At 67.9% G+C, this 20,338-nt stretch carries 19 protein-coding genes and 1 tRNA gene; 15 read left to right on the plus strand and 5 right to left on the minus strand.

Annotation, left to right across the window (positions count from 1 at the left end; genetic code table 11):
• Positions 1-20: 20 nt before the first annotated feature.
• The 5 genes from LZ586_RS00235 to LZ586_RS00255 all read left to right on the plus strand — a co-directional run bounded on the left by LZ586_RS00235 (position 21) and on the right by LZ586_RS00255 (position 7,269).
• On the plus strand, positions 21-446 hold the full coding sequence (locus LZ586_RS00235; RefSeq protein WP_235077721.1) for an iron-sulfur cluster assembly scaffold protein: 426 nt from the start codon (positions 21-23) through the stop codon (positions 444-446).
• On the plus strand, positions 446-2,227 hold the full coding sequence (locus LZ586_RS00240) for a cation:proton antiporter (protein WP_235077722.1): 1,782 nt from the start codon (positions 446-448) through the stop codon (positions 2,225-2,227). Before LZ586_RS00235 ends, LZ586_RS00240 begins: the two co-directional genes overlap by 1 nt.
• Entirely contained in the window at positions 2,224-2,559 is a 336-nt protein-coding gene (locus tag LZ586_RS00245; protein ID WP_235077723.1) for a DUF423 domain-containing protein, read from the plus strand. The genes LZ586_RS00240 and LZ586_RS00245 overlap by 4 nt, the downstream gene beginning before the upstream one ends.
• A gap of 188 nt (positions 2,560-2,747) precedes the next feature.
• A complete protein-coding gene (locus tag LZ586_RS00250) occupies positions 2,748-4,376 on the plus strand; it encodes a hypothetical protein (RefSeq protein WP_235077724.1) in 1,629 nt (542 codons plus the stop codon).
• An 85-nt stretch (positions 4,377-4,461) separates the two neighbouring features.
• The gene (locus tag LZ586_RS00255; RefSeq protein ID WP_235077725.1) at positions 4,462-7,269 is read left to right on the plus strand and encodes a TonB-dependent receptor domain-containing protein; all 2,808 of its coding nucleotides are present in this window, start codon (positions 4,462-4,464) and stop codon (positions 7,267-7,269) included.
• A 67-nt stretch (positions 7,270-7,336) separates the two neighbouring features.
• Here LZ586_RS00255 and LZ586_RS00260 read toward each other — a convergent pair whose 3' ends face one another.
• Entirely contained in the window at positions 7,337-8,017 is a 681-nt protein-coding gene (locus LZ586_RS00260; RefSeq protein ID WP_235077726.1) for a prolyl hydroxylase family protein, read from the minus strand.
• A gap of 108 nt (positions 8,018-8,125) precedes the next feature.
• Between LZ586_RS00260 and LZ586_RS00265 the strand changes: the two genes are divergently transcribed.
• The 5 genes from LZ586_RS00265 (at position 8,126) to LZ586_RS00285 (ending at position 11,888) form a co-directional block, all read left to right on the plus strand.
• Positions 8,126-8,824, plus strand: a complete 699-nt coding sequence (locus LZ586_RS00265) for a hypothetical protein (protein ID WP_235077727.1) — start codon at positions 8,126-8,128, stop codon at positions 8,822-8,824.
• 57 nt (positions 8,825-8,881) lie between these two features.
• Positions 8,882-8,958: transfer RNA gene (locus tag LZ586_RS00270), tRNA-His, on the plus strand.
• A 25-nt stretch (positions 8,959-8,983) separates the two neighbouring features.
• Positions 8,984-10,036 (plus strand): Glu/Leu/Phe/Val family dehydrogenase, encoded by a 1,053-nt coding sequence (locus LZ586_RS00275; protein WP_235077728.1) that lies wholly within the window; start codon positions 8,984-8,986, stop codon positions 10,034-10,036.
• Positions 10,037-10,130: 94 nt separating this feature from the next.
• A complete protein-coding gene (locus LZ586_RS00280) occupies positions 10,131-10,532 on the plus strand; it encodes a hypothetical protein (RefSeq protein ID WP_235077729.1) in 402 nt (133 codons plus the stop codon).
• A gap of 42 nt (positions 10,533-10,574) precedes the next feature.
• Entirely contained in the window at positions 10,575-11,888 is a 1,314-nt protein-coding gene (locus tag LZ586_RS00285; RefSeq protein WP_235077730.1) for a sulfotransferase family protein, read from the plus strand.
• A 7-nt stretch (positions 11,889-11,895) separates the two neighbouring features.
• Here the strand turns inward: LZ586_RS00285 and LZ586_RS00290 are convergent, their stop codons facing one another.
• The gene (locus tag LZ586_RS00290; protein ID WP_235077731.1) at positions 11,896-13,776 is read right to left on the minus strand and encodes a M1 family metallopeptidase; all 1,881 of its coding nucleotides are present in this window, start codon (positions 13,774-13,776) and stop codon (positions 11,896-11,898) included.
• Between the two features lie 149 nt (positions 13,777-13,925).
• Entirely contained in the window at positions 13,926-14,297 is a 372-nt protein-coding gene (locus tag LZ586_RS00295; RefSeq protein ID WP_235077732.1) for a hypothetical protein, read from the minus strand.
• 123 nt (positions 14,298-14,420) lie between these two features.
• On the opposite strand from LZ586_RS00295, the gene LZ586_RS00300 reads away from it, so the two are divergent.
• Positions 14,421-14,591, plus strand: a complete 171-nt coding sequence (locus LZ586_RS00300) for a hypothetical protein (RefSeq protein WP_235077733.1) — start codon at positions 14,421-14,423, stop codon at positions 14,589-14,591.
• 71 nt (positions 14,592-14,662) lie between these two features.
• On the opposite strand, the gene aroB is transcribed toward LZ586_RS00300, so the two are convergent.
• Positions 14,663-15,763, minus strand: a complete 1,101-nt coding sequence (gene aroB / locus LZ586_RS00305) for a 3-dehydroquinate synthase (protein WP_235077734.1) — start codon at positions 15,761-15,763, stop codon at positions 14,663-14,665.
• Positions 15,760-16,299, minus strand: a complete 540-nt coding sequence (locus tag LZ586_RS00310) for a shikimate kinase (protein ID WP_235077735.1) — start codon at positions 16,297-16,299, stop codon at positions 15,760-15,762. Before LZ586_RS00310 ends, aroB begins: the two co-directional genes overlap by 4 nt.
• Positions 16,300-16,374: 75 nt before the next feature.
• On the opposite strand from LZ586_RS00310, the gene LZ586_RS00315 reads away from it, so the two are divergent.
• From LZ586_RS00315 to LZ586_RS00330, 4 genes are all read left to right on the plus strand, one after another.
• On the plus strand, positions 16,375-16,512 hold the full coding sequence (locus tag LZ586_RS00315; protein ID WP_235077736.1) for a hypothetical protein: 138 nt from the start codon (positions 16,375-16,377) through the stop codon (positions 16,510-16,512).
• Complete coding sequence (locus LZ586_RS00320) at positions 16,493-18,298, plus strand: hypothetical protein (protein WP_235077737.1); 1,806 nt, start codon at positions 16,493-16,495, stop codon at positions 18,296-18,298. Before LZ586_RS00315 ends, LZ586_RS00320 begins: the two co-directional genes overlap by 20 nt.
• Entirely contained in the window at positions 18,295-19,224 is a 930-nt protein-coding gene (locus LZ586_RS00325; protein WP_261346018.1) for a tyrosine-type recombinase/integrase, read from the plus strand. The genes LZ586_RS00320 and LZ586_RS00325 overlap by 4 nt, the downstream gene beginning before the upstream one ends.
• Before the next feature lie 106 nt (positions 19,225-19,330).
• Positions 19,331-20,281, plus strand: coding sequence for an acetyl-CoA carboxylase carboxyltransferase subunit alpha (locus LZ586_RS00330; protein ID WP_235077738.1), 951 nt, complete (start codon positions 19,331-19,333; stop codon positions 20,279-20,281).
• Positions 20,282-20,338 lie beyond the last annotated feature (57 nt).

The raw sequence follows: 20,338 nt of genomic DNA on the forward strand, positions 1-20,338 counted from the left end.
TCTTGCCTAAGTCTGCCGGCATGAATGCGCCGCTCTACAACACCGAGATCCTGCGGCTTGCCGCGTCCGTTCCCTTTGACGAGCGATTGGCCGAGCCGATGGGGAGCGTGGAGAAACGCTCGCCGGTGTGCGGCAGCCGCGTGACGGTTGACGTTATGGTTGACGCCGAAGGCCAGATTTCGGCGGTGGGGATGCTGGTGCGGGCCTGTGCGCTGGGGCAGGCGTCCGCCTCGCTGATGGGCGCGCATGTCGTCGGGCGTAGCGCCGCCCAACTGGCGCAGGCGCGCGACGAGCTGACTGCCTGGCTGGCGGGCGAGCGCGACGTGCCGCCGGACTGGCCCGGAATGGAGATATTCGCGCCGGCGCTGCCGCATCGCGGGCGCCACGCCTCGATCCGGCTGGCGTTCGAAGCCGCGGCCGAAGCCGCCGAGCAGGCGCGCGGCTGATGGAGGAAAATGCCGGCATCTCGCTGCTCCACGACGGCGCGCCGCTGCTTGGCTTCGCCCTGGTCTTCGTGCTGTTGTTCCGCAGGCTCGGGCTGGGTGCCACGCTGGGCTTCCTGGTCGCCGGCGCGGTGGTCGGGCCGCAGGTTCTGGGGCTGGTGGGTGACGCCGAGGCCAAGATGGGCATCGCCGAGCTGGGCATCGCGCTGCTGCTGTTCCTGGTCGGGCTGGAGCTGAGCCCGTCGCGGCTGTGGCGGATGCGGCGCGACATCTTCGGGCTGGGGCTGTTGCAGGTCACGATTTGCGGGCTGGTGCTCGCGGCGTTGGTGTGGGTGGCGACGCGCTTCTCGCCGGGCGCGGCATTGGCGCTGGGACTGCCGCTGGCGCTGTCGTCGACCGCGCAGGTGCTGCCGCTGCTGCAGTCGGCGGGGCGGCTGCGCACCGATTTCGGCGAGCGCGCCTTTGCGATCCTGTTGTTCCAGGACCTGTCGATCGTGCCGCTGATCACGATCGTCGCGGCGATGTCGCGCAACCCGGCCGACCAGAACGGGCCGCCGGGGTGGCAGCTGGCGCTGTATACGGTGCTGGCGGTGGTCGGGCTGATCCTGGCGGGGCGCTTCCTGCTGCGGCCGCTGTTCCGGCTGATCGGCAATCTGGGCGAGCGCGAGATGTTCGTCTTCGCCGGGCTGTTCGCGGTGATCGCCAGCGCGGCGGTGATGGAGGCACTGGGGCTGTCGGCGGCGCTGGGCGCGTTCATCGCCGGCGTGATGCTGGCGGACTCGCCCTACCGGCACGAGCTGGAGGCCGATGTCGAACCGTTCCGCGCGATCCTGCTGGGGCTGTTCTTCCTGGCGGTGGGCATGGCGCTGGACCTGCATGCGATCGCCGAGCGGCCGTTCTTCGTGGCGGGCATGGCGCTGGCGCTGATCGCGGCCAAGGCCGGGCTGATCATGGCGCTGGGGCTGGTGTTCGGGATGAAGCGGCGCCAGGCGTTCGCGCTGGGCATCCTGCTGAGCCAGGGCGGCGAGTTCGGCTTCGTGCTGTTCGCGCAGGCGCAGCGGGCGCTGCTGGTGGAGCCGCAGGCCGCGAGCATCTTCGGCGCGATCGTGACGCTGTCGATGGCGACGACGCCGTTCGTGATGATGGCAACCAAGCGGCTGCGGGCCGAGCCGGCGCCGAGCTCCGAAGGACTGGACGCTCCGCGCCAGGATGGCAGCAACGCAGTGGTGGTCGGCTATGGCCGGTTCGGCCAGACAGTGGCGCAGATGCTGATCGGGCAGGGCATTCCGGTGACGATCGTCGACACCGATGTCGAGATGATCCAGACAGCCGGCGATTTCGGCATGAAGGTCTATTATGGCGACGGCACCCGCATCGACCTGTTGCGGCAGGCCGGGGCGGCGGATGCCGAGCTGCTGCTGTTCTGCCAGGATGGCGACGGGCTCGACACCGAAAAGCTCGAAGGGCTGCACCACGCCTTCCCCGACGCGACGATCTTCGTGCGCGCGTATGACCGGCGATCGGTGATGAAGATGAAGGGCGCGCCGATTGCCGGCGCGGTGCGCGAGGTGCTGGAAAGCGCGATCGTGATGGCCAGACGTGCGATGCAGGCGGTCGGCGTCGACGGGAGCGAGATCGACAAGACCGAAGGCGAATATCGCCGCCGCGATTACGAGCGGCTGAAGATCCAGCGCGATACCGGCGACCTGTATGCCGCGCGCGATTCGATGTTCAGTCAGGCGGGGCAGGCAGCGGCGATGCTGAGCGATCTGGAGCGGAAATGAATCCGATTGCGGTACTGGCGGCGCTTTCCGGCGCGCTCGCGGTGGCGGCGGGCGCGTTCGGCGCGCATGGCGCGCAGGGCGACGCGGCCGAGTGGCTGAAGACCGGCGCGCAGTACCAGATGGTGCACGCGGTCGCGGCGCTGATAGCGGCACAGATGGGCGCGCGTGGACCGGCCTGGCTGTTTCTGGGCGGGGCGCTGATCTTTGCCGGTACGCTGTACGCGATGGCGCTGGGCCAGCCGCGCTGGCTGGGCGCGGTGACGCCGATCGGGGGCGCCGGGTTGATCCTGGGATGGCTGTGGCTGGCATGGACGACAGCGCGCGCTAGCTGAGCCGAGGCACGTTTCGCCGCGCTGCGACTGTCACACAATCGACATCTGACTGTCGCCAAATCGTCTCGCTACCATAACGAGCGAGTCATGTAGCGCGCCTAACGCCGCTCTTGGGCGCGATAGGGGGTATCGACATTCAATCGCCGCGCGTCCGGATCCGCAACGATACGACCGGGAGTTATTCCGCGATGGCGAGCTTCAAGCGCTACGGCCTCATCCTACTGACGACAGCCGCCTCCGCGGCCCTTTCCGCCTGCAACGGCGCCGACAACGTGGCATCTCCGGGCGCAGGCGAGGTCGTGATCGTTCAGCCGACCCCGACTCCCACGCCGACGGCCACGCCGACGCCGACCGCGCCGATCACCGCCGCGCAGTTCGCTGCGGCCACGGCGCAGGGCACTCCGGCCGTGACCATCACCGCCGACCAGCAGCTCGCGATCGTCAACGCCGGCACCAACAACAATGTGAACGGCACCGGCGCCAGCCTGAACGGCGTGTACCCGGTCTCGGCCACTTCGCTGACGACCGCGCTCGATCCTTCGACGATCAACCCCTTCTTCACCAGCACCAACTTCGTCGGCGCGCTCAATGGCCCGACCGATACGTCGTTCCAGGGCTGGACCTGCAATTCGACCAGCGCGAACTTTGGCGGCACCAGCGCGGCCTGCTCGGCAGTACCTGCCGTGGGTAGCGGCGGCGCGACCGCGGCCTGCCCGACCGGCACGATCGACGATGGTGTTCTCACCGTGGGCACCACCAACACCGGCTTCCGCGCTTGCCGCCTGCCGACCAACATCACTGCCGACCTGACGCTGCCAAAGATCGCTGGCGTGTTCTACCGTCTGCGCGGTCAGACCGAAGTCGGCGCGGATCTCGGCGCAACCGGTGGCGCGGGCGTCACGCTGACGATCGCTGCCGGCGTCGTGATCGCAGCCGATGCCAGCGAGGCCACCAACGACCTGCTGCTCGTCAACCGCGGCTCAAAGATCCAGGCCGTCGGCACGCGCGATGCGCCGATCGTCTTCACCTCGCAGCAGAACCTGGTTTCGAACGGCGTCAGCGACGTGACCCAGGGCCAGTGGGGCGGCATCATCCTGCTCGGCCGCTCGACCACCGCGATCTGCGCGACCGGCACCGGTGGTGCCAACCCGACCCCGTGCCAGCAGGCGATCGAAGGCGTGACGCAGCGCTTCTATGGCGGCACCAACGAAGCCGACAGCAGCGGCCAGATGTCCTATGTCCAGATCCGCTACAGCGGCATCGCGATTTCGGACGGCAACGAGCTGCAGGGCCTGACGCTGGGTGCAACCGGTTCGGGCACCGTGCTCGACCACATCCAGAGCCACAACTCGGCGGATGACGGCATCGAGATCTTCGGCGGCACGACCAACGTGAAGTACATCGCGGTGACCGGCGCGGACGATGACGGCTTCGACGTCGACAATGGCTGGCGCGGGTTCATGCAGTTCATGGTTGCGGCACAGAAGGTGTCCGGCGCGACTGCCGACTCGTTCGCAACCGAGATCGACTCGAACGGTGCCGAAGACTTGATCCCGCGCACCTGGGGCCGCTACGCCAACTTCACCTTCATCCAGACGGCGACCAATGCTCCGGCGGCGATCCGTCTGCGCGGCGGTGCCGACATGACCTTCGTCAACGGTGTGGTGAAGAGTCCGTCGGGCAGCGCCTGCGTCAACATGATCGCCCAGGAAGCCCCGGGCGGCGTGCCCACCACGATCCGTCCGGCCAACCCGGCGATCTCCGATCAGGGCCCGCCGGTGTTCAACTCGATCTACTTCAGCTGCCAGGGCCGTTAAGGCGCCGCGCACCTGTACCCCTTGCCGGGGCGGCGCGATCCGCCGCCCCGGCATTGCTCCTATTACCTGACTGGATGACACGGCCATGCAGCGACGCCCCGCCTTTGCCACGCTTCTTTTCCTGACCACGCAGCTGGTTTCGCCGGCCGTGCTCGCCCAGACTGCCGGAGGAACCGCCGCGCCCGCACCGGCCGCTCCGCCGCAGACCAGCAACCCTGCGGATGCCGCCGCGGATGACGCAGGCGCCACGGATCCGCAGAGCGAGCAGGCCTCGCCGGAAATTTCTGCGCCTGGCATCGACCCGCTGGCTGGCGAAGAAATCGTCGTGACCGGCCGCCACATCCCGAACGTGGTTCGCGCGACGCCCCAGATCGTGTCCGTTCTGTCCACCGCCGACATCGCCCGCACCGGCGAAGGCGACATCGCCGGCGCGCTTACTCGCGTCACCGGCCTGAGCGTCGTCGGGGGCGGCTTCGTCTATGTCCGTGGCCTCGGCGACCGTTATTCCTCGTCGCTGCTGAACGGCTCGCCGTTGCCGAGCCCCGAACCGCTGCGCCGCTCGGTGCCGCTCGACATCTTCCCGACGACGATCGTGGGTTCGGCGCTCGTCCAGAAGACCTATTCGGTCAATTATCCCGGTGAGTTCGGCGGCGGCGTGATCAACCTCACGACCAAGGCCATTCCCGAGAAGAATTTCGTGACGGTCGGCGGCTCGATCTCCGCGGACGACGCGACCACCAGCGAGCTTGGCTATACCTATTATGGTGGCGATACCGACTGGCTGGGCTTCGACGACGGCACCCGCCGCGTGCCGGGCTTCATCCGCAATGCGCCCGATGGCACGGGGATCATCCCGGCCGAACAGCTGCTCCAGCTTTCGAACGCCTCGACCACGTTGCTCCAGCGCAACCAGCAGCTGCCGGCCAACTGGTCGGGCGAGCTGAGCACCGGCACGGCAATCGACATCGGCAGCGACCAGCTCGGCATCATCACCTCGGTCGGCTACAGCAATACCTTCCGCACGCGTTCGGCGATCCAGCAGGATTCGGTCACCGACACCGGCACGATCCGCAACGATTTCCGCACGCTGCTGACCGACAACCGCATCGTCGGCAATGCGCTGCTTGGCCTGGGCTACAAGTTCGGCGAGAACACGCTGCGCTGGACCAACGTCTATATCCGCGACGTGCTGAAGCAGGCGCGCGGTTCCGCGGCCGAAGTGTACAACAACGCCAGCGGCCTGCGCTTCCAGCAGAATACCAACTGGTTCCAGCGCCAGCTGTTCGAATCGCAGGCGGTTGCCGAGCTGCGCCCGATCGACGGGCTCAACATCGATCTGCGCGGCGCCTACGCCAACTCCAAGCGCGACGCGCCTTATGAGCGCCAGTTCGACTATCTCTGCTCCGACCGCACGACCACGGGCCTGCCGATCAACTATGACGGCGGCAACGGCACGACCGGCTTCCAGTGCAACGGCGCCTATCAGGTCACGCAGCGCTTCTCGCCGTTCGCGTCGATCATCTTCTCGGACCTGAACGAGGATCTGTGGACCGGCCAGGCCGACGTTTCGTACAAGATCCGCGATGTGGGCACGCTGTCGGCCGGCTATTATTATTCGGACACCGAGCGTTTCTCGCGGCGGCTCCAGTTCAACTACCAGACCAGCTCGGGTGGCGGTACGGCGCCGGGATACCCATACAACCTGCTGCGCCCGGACTATCTGCTGAGCCCCGACGTCGTGAACAACGCCTGCCCGCAGGCGGGCACCGGCGCCTGCACGCTGCAGCTTCAGTTCAGCACCCCCTTGGGCGCCTATGCGTATGACGCCAAGCTCACCACGCATGCCGGCTATGTGCAGGCCGAAGTGCAGCCGTTCGACGGCCTCCGCGCGGTCGGCGGTGTGCGTTATGAAAAGGGTGAGCAGTCGGTTACGCCGATCGGCACCGCCACGACGCAGCTGAACAACGATTATTGGCTGCCGGCCCTAACCCTGACCTGGAACTTCGCGCCGGACCTGCAGCTGCGCGCGAGCGCGGCCAAGACGATCTCGCGCCCGCAGTTCCGTGAACTCGCGCCGCAGCAGTTCCGCGATCCGGACTCGGACCGCCTGTTCTTCGGCAACCCGCTGCTTCGGGATACCGAGCTGTACAATTTCGAAGGCCGCCTCGAGTGGTTCTTCGCGCGTGACCAGCGCTTCACCCTGGCGGGCTTCTACAAGCGGCTCGAGAACCCCATCGAGCAGGTCGGCTTCTACACCGGCGCCGACGACCGGCTCCAGACCGGCTTCACCAACCTGCCCAAGGCGAAGCTCTACGGTGCCGAAGTCGAGCTGCAGAAGTATTTCGCGCTGGCATCGCTGGGCGGCGACTTCTTCTCGTCGCGGCGCCTGCTGGCGATCGCGAACTACACCTATACCAAGTCCGAGATCACCGCGGACGAGACCTGCGCTCCCAACGTGCTGAACCAGACGCTGGGTGGTTGCGCGACCGGCTTCGGCCCGGCCAACCTCCAGTTCCGCGACGGCGCGCCGCTTACCGGGCAGTCGGACCATCTGGTGAACCTGCAGCTGGGGATTGAGGACACCGATCGCCTGTCGCAGCTGACCTTCCTGTTCAACTATGCCAGCGACCGCGTGACCAATCGCGGCCCGTCGCTGCTGTCGGGGCAGGGCTTCCAGCCCGACATCATCGAGCGCCCCGGCATCCGCTTCGACATCGTCGCCCGCCAGGGCTTCCAGGTCGGCGGCGGTCAGTTCGAGCTGAAGCTGGAAGGCCGCAACCTGACGCGCACCAAGTTCAACGAACGCCAGACCTTCGAGGGCGGCAACGTGGTCTATATCAACAAGTACGATCTGGGCCGGGTGTTCACCCTGGGGCTGAGCACCACCTTCTAAGTCCCCGGCGCGCCGGCGGAATAGGGGGCTTCGGAACACCGGTTCCGGAGCCCCTTTTTCGTTGCGCCTAGGCCCAGGGCCGCTCGCGGAACCACTGGGTGATGACGTATTTGGTGCCGGCGCGCACCTTCATCGCGTGGTGGAGCGTGGATGGATTGGGGGTGCCATTGGGGCGCAGATTGTTCCAGGCGAGCAGCTTGCCGGCTTCGGGCTGGACAATCTTGTCGATCGCCTTGAAGCGGGTCGCGCCGCCGGCTTCCACGTCGTTGAGGTAGAGCATCACCGTCCAGGTGCGCTGGCCCGATACCGCGCAGAAGCGTTCGAAATCCTGGCCGTTCGGCTCGAAATAGTCGGTGTGCGCCTTGAACTCCTGGCCGACGGCATAGCGCTGGCCCTGCATCGGCTCGCCATGGCGGGGGGCGAGGCCGGTGAGCGCGACGATCCGCTGCTTGAGGTCGGCGGCGGCGGGATCCTCGGGATCGAGGTCGCAGGTCTCGCTGGTGCGGAAGGCGTTGTCGCCATTGGCGTCGGCGATCGTCGACGGGCGGCGGCGGGCATCGATCTGGCGCATCAGCTGCTGACAGGCGTCGGGGCTGAGGAAGTTCCGGACGATGAACATCGCGACCTTGGGGCTGGGCACGCGCTGGATGCCCTGCTGCGACAGCAGCCGGGCGATGACGGGTTCGCCGGGGTATCCCGAGCCCGGAGTTGGGACGATGGACGATGCGGTCGCGGCGGCGGTTTGCATGGGCGGCATCCTGCCAAATCCGCGGTTGGAAGACCAGCAAAGGCTTGGCGGTGCCGCTCGTCACAAAAGTGCAAGCTCGGCGTCACAATGGTGCGGCACCTCTGGCACATGACCAGTGGGATCGAGCTGGAAGCGAAAGACGCTGCCACTTCGGTGGAAGCCGGCGCATGGCCGGGCATGGCGCCGGCGTTGCGCCGCGCGCTGGCGCGCAGCTGCGCCAAGCGGTTCGGGCTGATCGTCGTGACCGGATCGGGCGTGGATCGGAGCGTCGCCATGCTTGCAAAGCACGGCGTAACGGTGCTCGGCGCGATCCACGACCGCGACACGCTGGGGCATGCTTTGGAAGCCGCCGAGCAGGGGCTGGGCGTGGCGACGAGCGAGGGTGGCGACGCGATCTCGACGCTGGCGAGTTTGCGCCGGCTCGCGCCGGACCGGTTTGCCTTCGCGGCGATGTTGCGGCTGGTGATCGCCCAGCGCGTCACGGCGCGCCTGTGCGGCGCCTGCCGACGGCCCGAACAGGCCTATGGCTCATTGTCGGCGCTGCTGGGGCTCGATCCGGGTGCGATCCTGTGGTCGGCGCCCGGGTGCGCGGCATGTGGTAATAGCGGGACCGCGGGCGAGATCAGCGTCTTCGAAGGGTTGGAAGCCGATCCGGCGATGCGGCGGCTGATCTATGACGGGGCGGATGCTCCGCTGCTGGCGCGGCACGCGTTTCTGGCGATGCCCAATTTGGCCTCCGCGGCGCGGACTTTGGCGCGCGACGGAGTGATCGCCGCCGACGCGGCGGTGCGGATTTCGCGCGAATGAATCGCGGCAACTATCTTGCGTTCGGCGAAACGCCCCGCTAAGCGGCCAACCTCCACGGCGACCGTAGTTCAATTGGTTAGAGCGCCGGCTTGTGATGCCGGAAGTTGCGGGTTCAAGTCCCGTCGGTCGCCCCATCCACTCACAGTCTGGATAGTGATTGTGCTGACCGATTGGGGCTTTCCCGACTTCGACGACCATGAGGGTCTGCACCTCTTCAGCGACCGCGAGTCGGGGCTGAGCGCGATCATCGCGGTGCATTCCACGGCGCTTGGACCGGCAGCCGGCGGCGTGCGCTTCTGGCATTACGCGAATTCGGACGCGGCGATCACCGACGCGCTGCGGCTTTCGCGCGGCATGAGCTACAAGAACGCGATGGCCAACCTGCCGATGGGCGGGGGCAAGGGCGTCGTGCTGGCCGACAAGCCGGGGGCCGAGATCACCACCGCACAGCTTGAGGCGTTCGGGCGCGCGGTGGAATCGCTCCAGGGCCGCTACGTGACGGCCGAGGATGTCGGCATGTCCGAAGCGCGGATGAAGGTCGTGGCTACCCAGACCAAGCATGTGTCGGGCCTGCCCGTGGCCGCGGGCAGCGCCGGCGGCGATCCGGGGCCGGTGACTGCGCGCGGCGTCTATCTGGGCGTGAAGGCTGCGGCCAAGCGCGGCCTGAGTGCGGACTCGATGGCTGGCGTACGCGTGGCGATCCAGGGCGTTGGGTCGGTCGGCGGCGGGCTTGCCCGGCTGCTGGCGGCGGATGGCGCCAAGCTGGTGCTGGCCGATGTTCATGCCGAGCGTGCCAAAGCGCTGGCAGCCGAACTGGGTGCCGAGGCCGTGGACGCCGACGAGATCCTGACGCTCGACACCGACGTGCTGAGCCCGTGCGCGCTGGGCGCGATCCTGACCGAACAGTCGATCGCCGCGCTGAAGTGCAAGGTGGTCGCCGGTGGCGCCAACAACCAGCTGGCGACCCGCCAGGACGGCCACAGGCTGCACGACCGCGGCATCCTGTATGCGCCCGATTATGTGATCAACGCTGGCGGCATCATCAATGTCGGGCTGGAGTATCTAGGCCAGGGCGACCGCGCCGAGGTGGACACCCGCGTCGAGAAGATCCCGGTGCGGCTTGCCGAGGTGTGGGACGAAAGCGCACGCACCGGCGATCCGGAGAGCGAAGTAGCGGACCGGATCGCGCAGCGGCTGATCGGCCGCGGCTGACCGCGCCCGCATCGACGTCCCCGCAAGGCAGCACGATCCACGGAGCCTCTGTGGGTCAGCAAACGTTCAGCTGCAGTGTTGCAAAGGACGTGTCATGCGAAACATCCTGAAGACCTTCCTGATCGGCTCCGCGGTGATCGCGGCGCCTGCCGTTGCCGCGCCTCGCGACAATCCCGACGTGCAAATGCAGAAACTGCTTGCGGGCCGGACCGCAGGCAAGCCGGTCAGTTGCATCAGCCTGAACCTGTCGCGGTCGAGCGAAGTCGTCCCTGGGCGGGCGATCGTTTACCGGGTGGGTGGCAAGCTGTACGTCAACCAGCCCAGCTCGGGCGCCGAGTCGCTTGACGATGACTCGATCCTGGTGACGCGAACGGTCGGCTCGCAGCTTTGCCGCGGCGAAGCGGTGAACCTGATCGACCGTGGGTCGCGGTTCCCGCGAGGTTTCGTGTTGCTCGGGGACTTCGTGCCTTACACCAAGACGAAGGCCGCGCGCTAAATACCTCAATCTATTGAGGCTATCGGCACGATTACAGGGCTGGTGGGTTCTCCCACCATGCCCAATGACGCGATCGCACCAAGTTCCTCCGCGGCGCCTCGCGTCAACGCGCTACTCGAGAAGGCCTGGAGCAAAGGCTGGCTGTCGCGACCGGTGCTGGAGCCCGATGCGCTGATCGGCGCCGCGCGCGCGCGGACGGGGTTGCAGGATCTGGGCGCCGAGCCAGGATGGCGCGAGCGGCTGGAGCTGCTGCTGCACGCCCTGCACGAAGAGGCAGCGCTGACGCCGCTGGGCAAGGTGATCGCATATGGGCAGCTGGTCGCGGCGCTTGCCAATCGCGCGCGAGCCCACACCTTATGGCAGCGCCACCCCGAGATACTCGACATACCGATACCGGCACCGATCGTCGTGCTGGGGCAAATGCGATCGGGAAGTACGCGAATGCAGCGGCTGCTCGCCTGTGACCCGCGGCTGGCGCATACCCGCTTCTTCGAAAGCTGGAATCCGCTGCCCGGCGCGCGCCTGGGTCGCATTGACGATCGCATGCTGCGCGGCTGGATAGGGCTGCGCTGTGCGCATTGGCTGAACCCGGAGTTCGGCATCATCCATCCCACCGGCACGTGCCAGCCCGACGAGGAGATAGGCCTGCACAACGTCTCGATCTTCGGATCGGCGTTCGAGGCGCAGTGGCGGGTGCCGAGCTTCGCCGCGGCCGGGGAGGCGATGGACGCCGTACCGGTCTATACCGAGTTCAAGCGGCTGTTGCAGTCCATTGCGTGGCTGCGCGGCGAGCGCGGCGACCGGCCATGGATATTGAAGGTGCCGCAACTGACCCAGGACTTGGGGGCTCTCCTGGAAGTGTTCCCCGACGCGCGGCTGGTGTGCCTCGACAGGCCTGCGGCGGCGCTGGTCGCGTCTTCGGCGTCGCTCGTGCACAGCCAAATGCGGATGCAGTCGGATGCGGTCGACCGTGACTGGATCGGGCGCGAGTGGCTGCGCAAGATCGCGCTGCGCCAGCGGCGAATGCGGGCGGCGCGGGCGCGGGCGGATGTGCCGCAGGTGGATGTCGACTTCGACACAATGAATGCGGATTGGGCGGGCGAGATGCAGCGGGTGTATCGTGCGCTTGGCATGGCACTCACGCCTGCGGTTGAGCAGCGGATGGCGCGCTATATGGCGCAGCCGGCGCATCGCAAGCTTGGCGGGCACCGCTATACGCTGGAGGCGTTCGGGCTAAGCCGCCAGGAGGTTGACGCGGCGATGGTCGCCGCGCCTTCTTCCGACCGGTTGCGGCTCGTGCCCAGCGCTATCGAGCACAAGGCAGAGCCGGCGCAGACGCGGATCCGCGCCGGCTGACCGGCATTCAGTTCGTGCCGACGATCTTTGCGACGCCGGCCGCCGTAGCGGGATGGTAGGTGTTGCGAGCTTCGGCGAAGAACCGGCGGGCGATCGGCTGGCCCCATTCGCCTTGCTTCATCAGACCTTCGTAGATCGGGCGAATGAGCAGGCCGCGGCCCACGCTGTTCACGAAGGCGCGGATCGAGGGCAGCGCGGGATCGTAGCGGTTGGCGATGGCGAGTTCCGCCCACGCCGAGCGGACATAGGCGTTGTTGGACTTGCCGAGGCCCAGCGTCTCGTCGAGCTCCCTGAGGCGGGCAGGAGTCTGCTGGCGGGGCAGGCCATTGAGGAAGCGCATCCATTGCTGGGTGCTCCAACCCTGGGGCTGGACGGCGGAGATAGGGCCGCCGGCATTCACTGCCGCGAGCTTGGCATCGATCCGAGCGAGCGTCGGTGACTGCACATGCACGGCATTGTCGGGGAGGCCGGGCTGATAGGCCCAGCGGTCGAGCTGAAGCTTGGCTTCGAGCGCCTTGTCGCCCTTGATCAGGTTTGCGCGCAGGTCGGCGAGGAAGCCTGCAGTGGTCTGTGGCTGGAAAGCGTGACGATCGAAATAGGAGCGCAGATAGGCGTCGAACCGCAGGCGGCCGACTGCCTGTTCGACGGTGCGCAGGAAGGTCGAGCCCTTGAAATAGTCGAGCTGGCCGAAGGTCGCGCCGGGATCGCCGTGAAGGCGGGTTGTCGGTGCCTGGGCGCCGCCGGCATCCTTGATGTCGCTTTGGAGACCGTCCCAGTCGAGGTCGGCGTACATCGCGGCACGCTCGGCGCCGTAAACCGCCTCCATGATGCGGTTCTCGAAATAGGTGGTGAACCCCTCGTTGAGCCAGCTGTCCGACCAAGTGGCGTTGGTGACGAGATTGCCCGACCAGCTATGCGCGAGTTCGTGGGCGACGACGTCGGTGTTCGAGCGGTCACCGGTGATGATCGTGGGTGTCAGGAAGGTGAGGGTGGGGTTTTCCATGCCCCCGAACGGGAAGGAAGGCGGCAGGACCAGCATGTCGTAGCGGCCCCAGCGATAGGGGCCGTACAATGCCGCCGCCGCGTCGATCATCTTTTCGACGTCGCCGACTTCGGACGCGGCGGCGTCGAGCTGGCTCGGCTCGGTCCAGACGCCGGAGCGCTTGCCCGTAGCCTTGAAGGCGAGGTCGCCCACCGCCATCGCGATGAGATAGGGCGGCACCGGCTTGTCCATGCGGAAGCGGAAGCTGTGCATGCCGGCCCCCGCAGGCTGGCCCTTGGCGCCGTCGACGCGCTCGCCACTCATCACCGCGACGAGGTCGGCGGGAACGGTGATCCGGGCGTCCCAGGTCTGGCGGATGCCGGGGCTGTCCTGCGTCGGAATCCAGCTGCGGTTGTTGATCGGCTGGCCCTGGCTGAACAGATACGGCTTGGCCCTGCCGGCGGTGAGTTGAGGCGGGAGCCATTGCAGCGCGGAGGCGCCGGGCTTGGTCTCGTAGCGGATGTGGATGCGCCTGGCGCCGTTCAGCTGGATGGTGAGCGCCTGGCCGAGTTCGGGATCGTCCTGGCCGACCGTGTAGGCCAGCGGTGTGCCGGCGGGATCGGTGATCGCGGCGATTGCGAGATCGTCGACATCGAGGACGATCTGTTTGGCGTTGCGGGCGGCGAGGACGTCGAGAGTCGCGGTGCCGCGCATCGTCTTTCGCGCGAAATCGGCGGTGAGGTCGAGCGCGACATGAGTGACGCGGGCGACTTCGGGCTGGGCGTGAGTCCAGACGTCCTTCGCCTCGGGCGTGGTTAGGATCGGGGCGGGCTTCGCCTGCTGGGCGAGGGCTGCCGGGGCGGTGGTGGTCATCAGGGCAGCGAGGGCGGGGAGGAGGATGCGCATGGCGCGTATCGGTAAGCGGGTTGCCGGGGGAGGGCAATGAGACGTTCAATCCTCCGGGCGGGGACGGGTGGGCCACAGGCGTGTCGCTGGTGGAGGGCCCCCTCCACCATGCTTCGCATGGTCCCCCTCCCCGTTCCGGGGAGGATTTTTTAGAGGTTGCTTGGGATCAGGGTGATGGGGATTGGCTCAATGCGGTGCCAGCCTTGTTCGCGCAGGACGTCGTTGCTTTCGACGGCGCGGCGGCCGCGCTCCCGGTCCAGCGACCAGGTGATGTGATAGGTGCTGCCGTCGGGGCGGTCGGTGGTGCCGCCGATCGCGACGACGAGGGCTTGGAGGCCTTGGCCGTCATCGACCTGGCCGACGATCTCGCCGGTTGTCGCGGTCGGGATCTGGTCGGTTACTTTTGATGCGAGAGTGACGTGATGGGCGACGACGTCGGGCCAGATCGGCGGGAAGCGGATCAGCAGCGCGGCGCGGTCGAGGTCGTCGAGCAGCCAGCCGATGGTGCGGGGTTCGGACATGGCGTGGTGAACGCAGGCCGGATGCAGGGGTTCACGCGTTTACCACGGATGTGCGTGGACAGGAGGCCTGCGCTGCATCCACTTTGCCTGGCGCGCGTTGAGGCGGAGTAGGAGGCAGGCACGATGAACGGTCCCGACATCGAGAGAGCCGCGGCGATGACGGCGTTGTCGCTGGACCTGGCCGAACTTGCCGCCGAGATCGAGGCGATGCGCGCGCAGCTGCGACGGGTGCATGCGGAGCTGACCTGTGCGCGGCTGGACGCGGTCGAGCGGTTGTTGCCGGAGCCGCTCTGAATTGGAGCCGTGCTGCCTTCGTTGGGCAGAAGAAGCGGGATCCCGGCTCAAGGCCGGGATGACGGGGAAAGTTAGCGGGGTTGTTCGTCCAGGAACGCTTCGACGTCCTTGAGGTCCACCGTCTTGTCGAGGAACACCTCGCCGATGCCGCAGGCGAGCAGGAAGGGCAGGGTGCCGGCGGCCATCTTCTTGTCGTGGAGCATGTGTTCGACCAGCCGGGCGCCGCTGGCGGTTATGTTGGCAGCCTTGAGGCCGTCGGGAAGGCCCACCGCGCGCAGGTGCGTGGCGACGCGTTCGGCGTCTTGCTGGGAGCAGAGGCCCTGGCGGGCGGAGAAGGCGAAGGCCAGCGCGGTGCCGGCGGCAACGCCTTCGCCGTGGAGGAGCTTGGTGGAGAAGCCGGTCTCGGCTTCCAGCGCGTGGCCGAAGGTGTGGCCCAGGTTGAGCAGCGCGCGGGTGCCGCTGAGTTCGCGTTCGTCCGCGGCGACGATGCGGGCTTTCGCGCCGACCGAATGGGCGATGGCGTGGCTGCGGGCTTCGGGATCGCCGGCGAGCAGCGCGGCGGCATTGGCTTCACACCATTCGAAGAAGGCATAGTCGTCGATCAGGCCGTATTTTACCACTTCGGCATAGCCGGCGCGCAGTTCGCGGATGGGCAGCGTGTCGAGCACCTGCGGGTCGATCAGGACCAGTGCGGGCTGATGAAAGGCGCCAACCAGGTTCTTGCCGGCGCGGCTGTTGATCGCGGTCTTGCCGCCGACCGACGAATCGACTTGGGCGAGCAGCGTGGTGGGGATCTGGACGAAGCGGCAGCCGCGCTTGAGGATGGCGGTGGCGAAGCCGACCAGGTCGCCGATCACCCCGCCGCCAAGCGCGATGACATGGTCGCTGCGTTCGACACCGAGCTCGAGCAGGCGATCGGTAAGCGCCTCGAGCTGGGCCCAGCTCTTGGTGGCTTCGCCCGGCGGCAGGACGATGGCTTCGCTGGCGATGCCGGCGGCGGTGAGGCTGGCCTGGAGGGTGGCGAGATGGGAACCGACATTGGCGTCGGTGACGATCGGCATGCGCCGGCCCTTGGCGAGCGGCGCGAGGATGTCGCCGGCGCGGGCGAGCAGCCCGGCCTCGATACGCACGTCATAGCTGCGCTCGCCGAGCGCCACGGGGATGGTGGTCAAGGTTGGATGGCCTTCAGGATGGCGTCGACGGTGGCTTCGTGCGGCGCGGCTATGCTGGGGATGTGGATCGGCGCAAGCGCGTAGAAGGGATTTCGCACGCGCGCCAGTTCGGTGAGCACGGCCCGGGGGTCCTTGCCGCGCAGCAGCGGACGCGTGTCGCGGCGCTTCACTCGGTCGGCCAGGACGTCGGGGTCGGCGTCCAGCCAGATCGCGGTGGCCTGTTCGAGGATCAGCCGGCGGGTCTGTTCATTGAGGAACGCGCCGCCGCCGGTGGCGATCACCTTTGGCGTGCCGTCGATCAGCCGAGCGATCACGCGGCGCTCGCCATCGCGGAAATGCGGCTCGCCAAACCGTTCGAAGATGTCGGCGATGGTCATTCCAGCGGCGGTCTCGATCTCGACATCGGCATCGACGAAGGGCAGGCGCATGCGCTGCGCCAGCCGCCGGCCGACCGTCGTCTTGCCGGCTCCCATCAGCCCGATCAGCACGATCGGCTTGCCATTCCAGCGAAGGGTATGCGCCTCGGTTTGTAACATCCTGGCGGGGGCTATACAGCGAGGGCGGGTCTCGGGCAAAAGGCCCGCGGATTATTCAAGTCACGGACTGTTTTCATGTCGCGTTCGCTCGTCGCTCTACTTGTCGTCCTGGTCATTGTGGTCGGAGGCCTGTTCTTCCTGGCCGGCCGCACCGCCGAGAAGGAGCCGGTCCGCATGGAAAAGGTAGTCCCGCTTGAAAACCTCACCAAGTAAGCGGTCGCGCGCCGCCGCACTGGCGGCGGTGCTGCTCGCGGGGGTGGCGGTTCCGGCGCAAGGCCAGCAGGACCGGCCGGAGTCGCTGTTGCCACCCGGGTTCGACGAGCCCGCGCCGACGCCTGCACCCACGCCGAGCTCGGCACCGGCAGCGCCGGGCGCGCCGCGGCCCGCGGAGATCGTGCAACCCCTGCCGGCAGAGCCGGCGACGTCAGGCGATTCGCCGATCGCCAATGTTGCGGCTGCGGACGCGGTCGATGCGGCGGAGATCGACTGGTCTAAATATGAGCTGCCCGAGTTCGCGCGGCACTCGCTGGCCAAGGTTGGCGCGACCGCTGCGGGGAACGAGGCGTTTCCGGCGGACGCGTTCGGCCAGGCGAGCGGCAAATATCTCCAGACGCTGATGCGGCGGCTGGACGCGCCGGTGGCGTCGCGCTGGGCATCGATCCTGTTGCGGCGCGCGCTGATGTCGCCGGTCGACACGCCCGCCGACATCAACGGTGCCGATTTCGCGGCGGAGCGCGCCTGGGTGCTGCTGCGCATGGGCGAAGCGGTCGCGGCGCGCAGCGTGGTCGAGGATGTCGACACCGACAACTATACCGCGCCGCTGTACGAGATCGCGATGCAGGCGGCGATGGCCAATGGCGACCCTGCGGCATTGTGTCCGGTGGTCGACAAGGGTGCGGCGGCGATCCCGCAGCGCGGATGGGCATTGGCGCGCGCCATGTGCGCGGGGCTTGCCGGCAAGCCGACCGAAGCCGGGCAATTGCTGCGCCAGGCGCGTTGGAGAACGAGCCAGGGCGACATCGATACGCTGCTCGCCGAAAAGGTGCTGGGCACCGGCGCGCAGGGGCGGCGCGCGGTGACGATCGAGTGGGCCGGGGTGCCCCAGCTCACGGCGTGGCGCTGGGGCCTGGCGACGGCGACGCGAGTCGAAGTGCCGGCCTGGTTGTACCGGAGCGCTGGCCCGAACGTGCGCTACTGGCAGGCGCTGGCCCCCAATATCGACGCGGCGCAGCGCGCGCCGGCAGCCGAGCTGGCGGCGACCGCGGGAGTGTTCTCCAACGCCGGGCTGGTCGACCTGTATAGCGAGATCGAGCAGGGCGCGGATGCGGCGCCTGAGGTGGCGGGTGTCGCGCGCAACCTGCGCGTGGCCTATACCGACACCAGCGCGAGTGCGCGGGTGAAGGCATTACGGGCGCTGTGGGACGACGCGGAAACGCCGCGCACCCGCTATGCCCGGCTGATCCTGACGGCGCGGGCTGCGGCGTGGGTGCCGGCCGATGCGAAACTGGGCGAGGCGGACCGTCTGGTCGCGTCGATGCTCTCGGCTGGGCTGGACGGCGCGGCGATGGAGTGGCGAACTGCCGTGACCCCGGGCAGCGAAGGATGGGCGTTGCTGACGCTGGCCGATCCGGCCGGTGCGGGCGCGGTATCGTCGGGCGATGTGGAGGGGTTCGGCAATACCGCTTCGCGCCGCAAGGGGCAGATGCTGCTCGCCGGGCTGGCTGGATTGGGGCGGATGAGCCCTGCCGACGCGCAGAGTGCCGCCGCCGAGCTGGACGTGGCAATCGGGGGCAGCAATGCCTGGACGCGGGCGATCGACGAGGCAGGACAACGCGGCGACACCGGCATGGTGGTGCTGCTGGCGGCGGTAGGCATGCAGTCGCCCAATTGGGACTGGGTGACGCCCGAGGCGCTGTTCCATGTCGTCGCGTCGCTGCGCGCGGCGGGGATGGTCAATTATGCGCGGATGATCGCCGTCGAGGCGGTCAGCCGGGCTTGAGCGGTTCGGACGATCGCGCGCTGATCGACCGGTTCCTCGAGATGCTGCGCGCTGAAGCCGGAGCCGCGGGCAACACGATTGCGGCCTATGGCACCGACTTGCGGCTGGCATCGCATGCGCTGGGTGGCGGGTTGAGCGTGGCCGGCGCGGCCGAGCTGGAGCGGCTCGCCGGCGCGTGGCAGGCGCTGGCGTCCTCCACGGTGGCGCGCAAGTCGGCAGCGCTGCGACGGTTCTTCTCTTTCCTGGCGGACGAAGGGTTCCGGGCGGACGATCCAGGGCAGGCGCTGCCGCGGCCGGGGTCGGTTCGGCCGCTGCCCAAGGTGCTGACCGCGGGCGACGTCGAGCGACTGTTTGCGGCTGTCGCCGAGCGGATGGCGCGCGAGCCGGCCGATCCGCTCGACCTGCGGCTGCTGGCGCTGGTGGAGCTGTTATACGGGTCGGGGCTGCGCGCCACCGAGTTGGTGTCGCTGCCGCGCAACGCAGTGGCGCCGGATCGGCCATACCTGATCCTGAAGGGCAAAGGCGGGCGCGAGCGGCTGGTGCCGATCTCCGACCGGGCGCGCGCGGCAGTGGCTGCGTGGCGGGACAAGGTACCGGCGGCAAGCGCGTGGCTGTTCCCATCGGGGAAGGGGCATCTGTCGCGCGTGCGGCTGTTCCAGTTGATCCAGGCGCTGGCCGGGTTGGCGGGGATTCCGCCCGACCGAGTCAGTCCGCACGTGCTGCGACATGCGTTCGCCACGCACCTGCTGGAGGGTGGCGCTGATCTGCGCGCGCTCCAGGCGATGCTAGGGCATGCCGACATCGCCACGACTGAAATCTATACCCTTGTCGACAGCCGCCGGCTGGTCGAGCTGGTGAATGCGCGGCATCCGCTGGGGGAAGCGCTAAGTGAGGCGCGCGTTGACGCGAAGCCTGGCCGGGCATAGTGCCAGACACACCGTTCCGTCCGCGAACGGCCGTGCCGCGCCCCTTCGACAATGCCGGGGCGAGCGGCTAAGGACACGCTCACAACAACATGGAATTGCGCGCCTGATGGCAACCTTCCTCGATTTCGAGAAACCGATCGCAGAGCTGCAGACCCGTATCGACGAGCTGCGCCGCACCGCCGAAGGCGGCGAGGTGAATATCGACGCGGAGATCGGGCCGCTCCAGGACAAGTCCGACCGGCTGCTGCAGGATACCTATGCCAGGCTGACGCCGTGGCAGAAGACCCAGGTCGCGCGGCATCCCGAGCGTCCCCACTTCAAGCATTATGTCGCCGGCCTGATCGACGACTTCATGCCGCTGGGCGGCGACCGCGCCTTTGCCGACGACAATGCGATCATCGGCGGGCTGGGCCGCTTCCGTGGACGCCGGGTGATGGTGATCGGCCATGAGAAGGGCGACGACACCGCGAGCCGGCTCAAGCACAATTTCGGAATGGGCAAGCCCGAAGGATACCGCAAGGCGATCCGGCTGATGCGGCTGGCCGACAAGTTCCGGCTGCCGGTGGTGACGCTGGTCGACACCTCCGGCGCGTTCCCGGGCGTGCAGGCCGAGGAGCGCGGCCAGGCCGAAGCGATTGCCCGGTCGACCGAGCAATGCCTCAATTTGGGCGTGCCGCTGATCTCAGCGGTGCTCGGCGAGGGCGGCTCGGGCGGCGCGGTGGCACTGGCGGCCGGCAACCAGGTGCTGATGATGGAGCACGCGGTCTATTCGGTGATCTCGCCTGAAGGTTGTGCGTCGATCCTGTGGCGCACCGCCGACAAGGCCGCCGATGCCGCCGAAGCGATGAAGGTGACCGCGCAGCACCTGAAGGAATTGGGTGTGATCGACCAGATCGTGGCCGAGCCTCTGGGCGGCGCGCATCGTGCGCCGGGCGAGGCAGTAATGGCGCTGGGCGATGCGATCGAAACGGCGCTGGAGAGTCTGGACGGCGTCTCGCCGGAAGGGCTGCGGCAAGCGCGGCGGGCCAAGTTCCTGGCGATGGGACGCGTCGGCTGAACAGAAAAAGGCGGCGGAACCAAGGTTCCGCCGCCCGTTTCCAACTTCGTTCGAAGC

The organism is Sphingomonas sp. S2-65 (genome assembly GCF_021513175.1).
Lineage (GTDB): Bacteria > Pseudomonadota > Alphaproteobacteria > Sphingomonadales > Sphingomonadaceae > Sphingomonas.

What these genes read in the sequence shown, in the direction of transcription:
- LZ586_RS00235 (WP_235077721.1), top strand. Translation starts at nt 21, where the DNA reads ATGAATGCGCCGCTCTACAACACCGAGATCCTGCGGCTTGCCGCGTCC.
- LZ586_RS00240 (WP_235077722.1), top strand. Translation starts at nt 446, where the DNA reads ATGGAGGAAAATGCCGGCATCTCGCTGCTCCACGACGGCGCGCCGCTG.
- LZ586_RS00245 (WP_235077723.1), top strand. Translation starts at nt 2,224, where the DNA reads ATGAATCCGATTGCGGTACTGGCGGCGCTTTCCGGCGCGCTCGCGGTG.
- LZ586_RS00250 (WP_235077724.1), top strand. Translation starts at nt 2,748, where the DNA reads ATGGCGAGCTTCAAGCGCTACGGCCTCATCCTACTGACGACAGCCGCC.
- LZ586_RS00255 (WP_235077725.1), top strand. Translation starts at nt 4,462, where the DNA reads ATGCAGCGACGCCCCGCCTTTGCCACGCTTCTTTTCCTGACCACGCAG.
- LZ586_RS00260 (WP_235077726.1), bottom strand. Translation starts at nt 8,017, where the DNA reads ATGCAAACCGCCGCCGCGACCGCATCGTCCATCGTCCCAACTCCGGGC.
- LZ586_RS00265 (WP_235077727.1), top strand. Translation starts at nt 8,126, where the DNA reads ATGACCAGTGGGATCGAGCTGGAAGCGAAAGACGCTGCCACTTCGGTG.
- LZ586_RS00280 (WP_235077729.1), top strand. Translation starts at nt 10,131, where the DNA reads ATGCGAAACATCCTGAAGACCTTCCTGATCGGCTCCGCGGTGATCGCG.
- LZ586_RS00290 (WP_235077731.1), bottom strand. Translation starts at nt 13,776, where the DNA reads ATGCGCATCCTCCTCCCCGCCCTCGCTGCCCTGATGACCACCACCGCC.
- LZ586_RS00295 (WP_235077732.1), bottom strand. Translation starts at nt 14,297, where the DNA reads ATGTCCGAACCCCGCACCATCGGCTGGCTGCTCGACGACCTCGACCGC.
- LZ586_RS00300 (WP_235077733.1), top strand. Translation starts at nt 14,421, where the DNA reads ATGAACGGTCCCGACATCGAGAGAGCCGCGGCGATGACGGCGTTGTCG.
- LZ586_RS00310 (WP_235077735.1), bottom strand. Translation starts at nt 16,299, where the DNA reads ATGTTACAAACCGAGGCGCATACCCTTCGCTGGAATGGCAAGCCGATC.
- LZ586_RS00315 (WP_235077736.1), top strand. Translation starts at nt 16,375, where the DNA reads ATGTCGCGTTCGCTCGTCGCTCTACTTGTCGTCCTGGTCATTGTGGTC.
- LZ586_RS00330 (WP_235077738.1), top strand. Translation starts at nt 19,331, where the DNA reads ATGGCAACCTTCCTCGATTTCGAGAAACCGATCGCAGAGCTGCAGACC.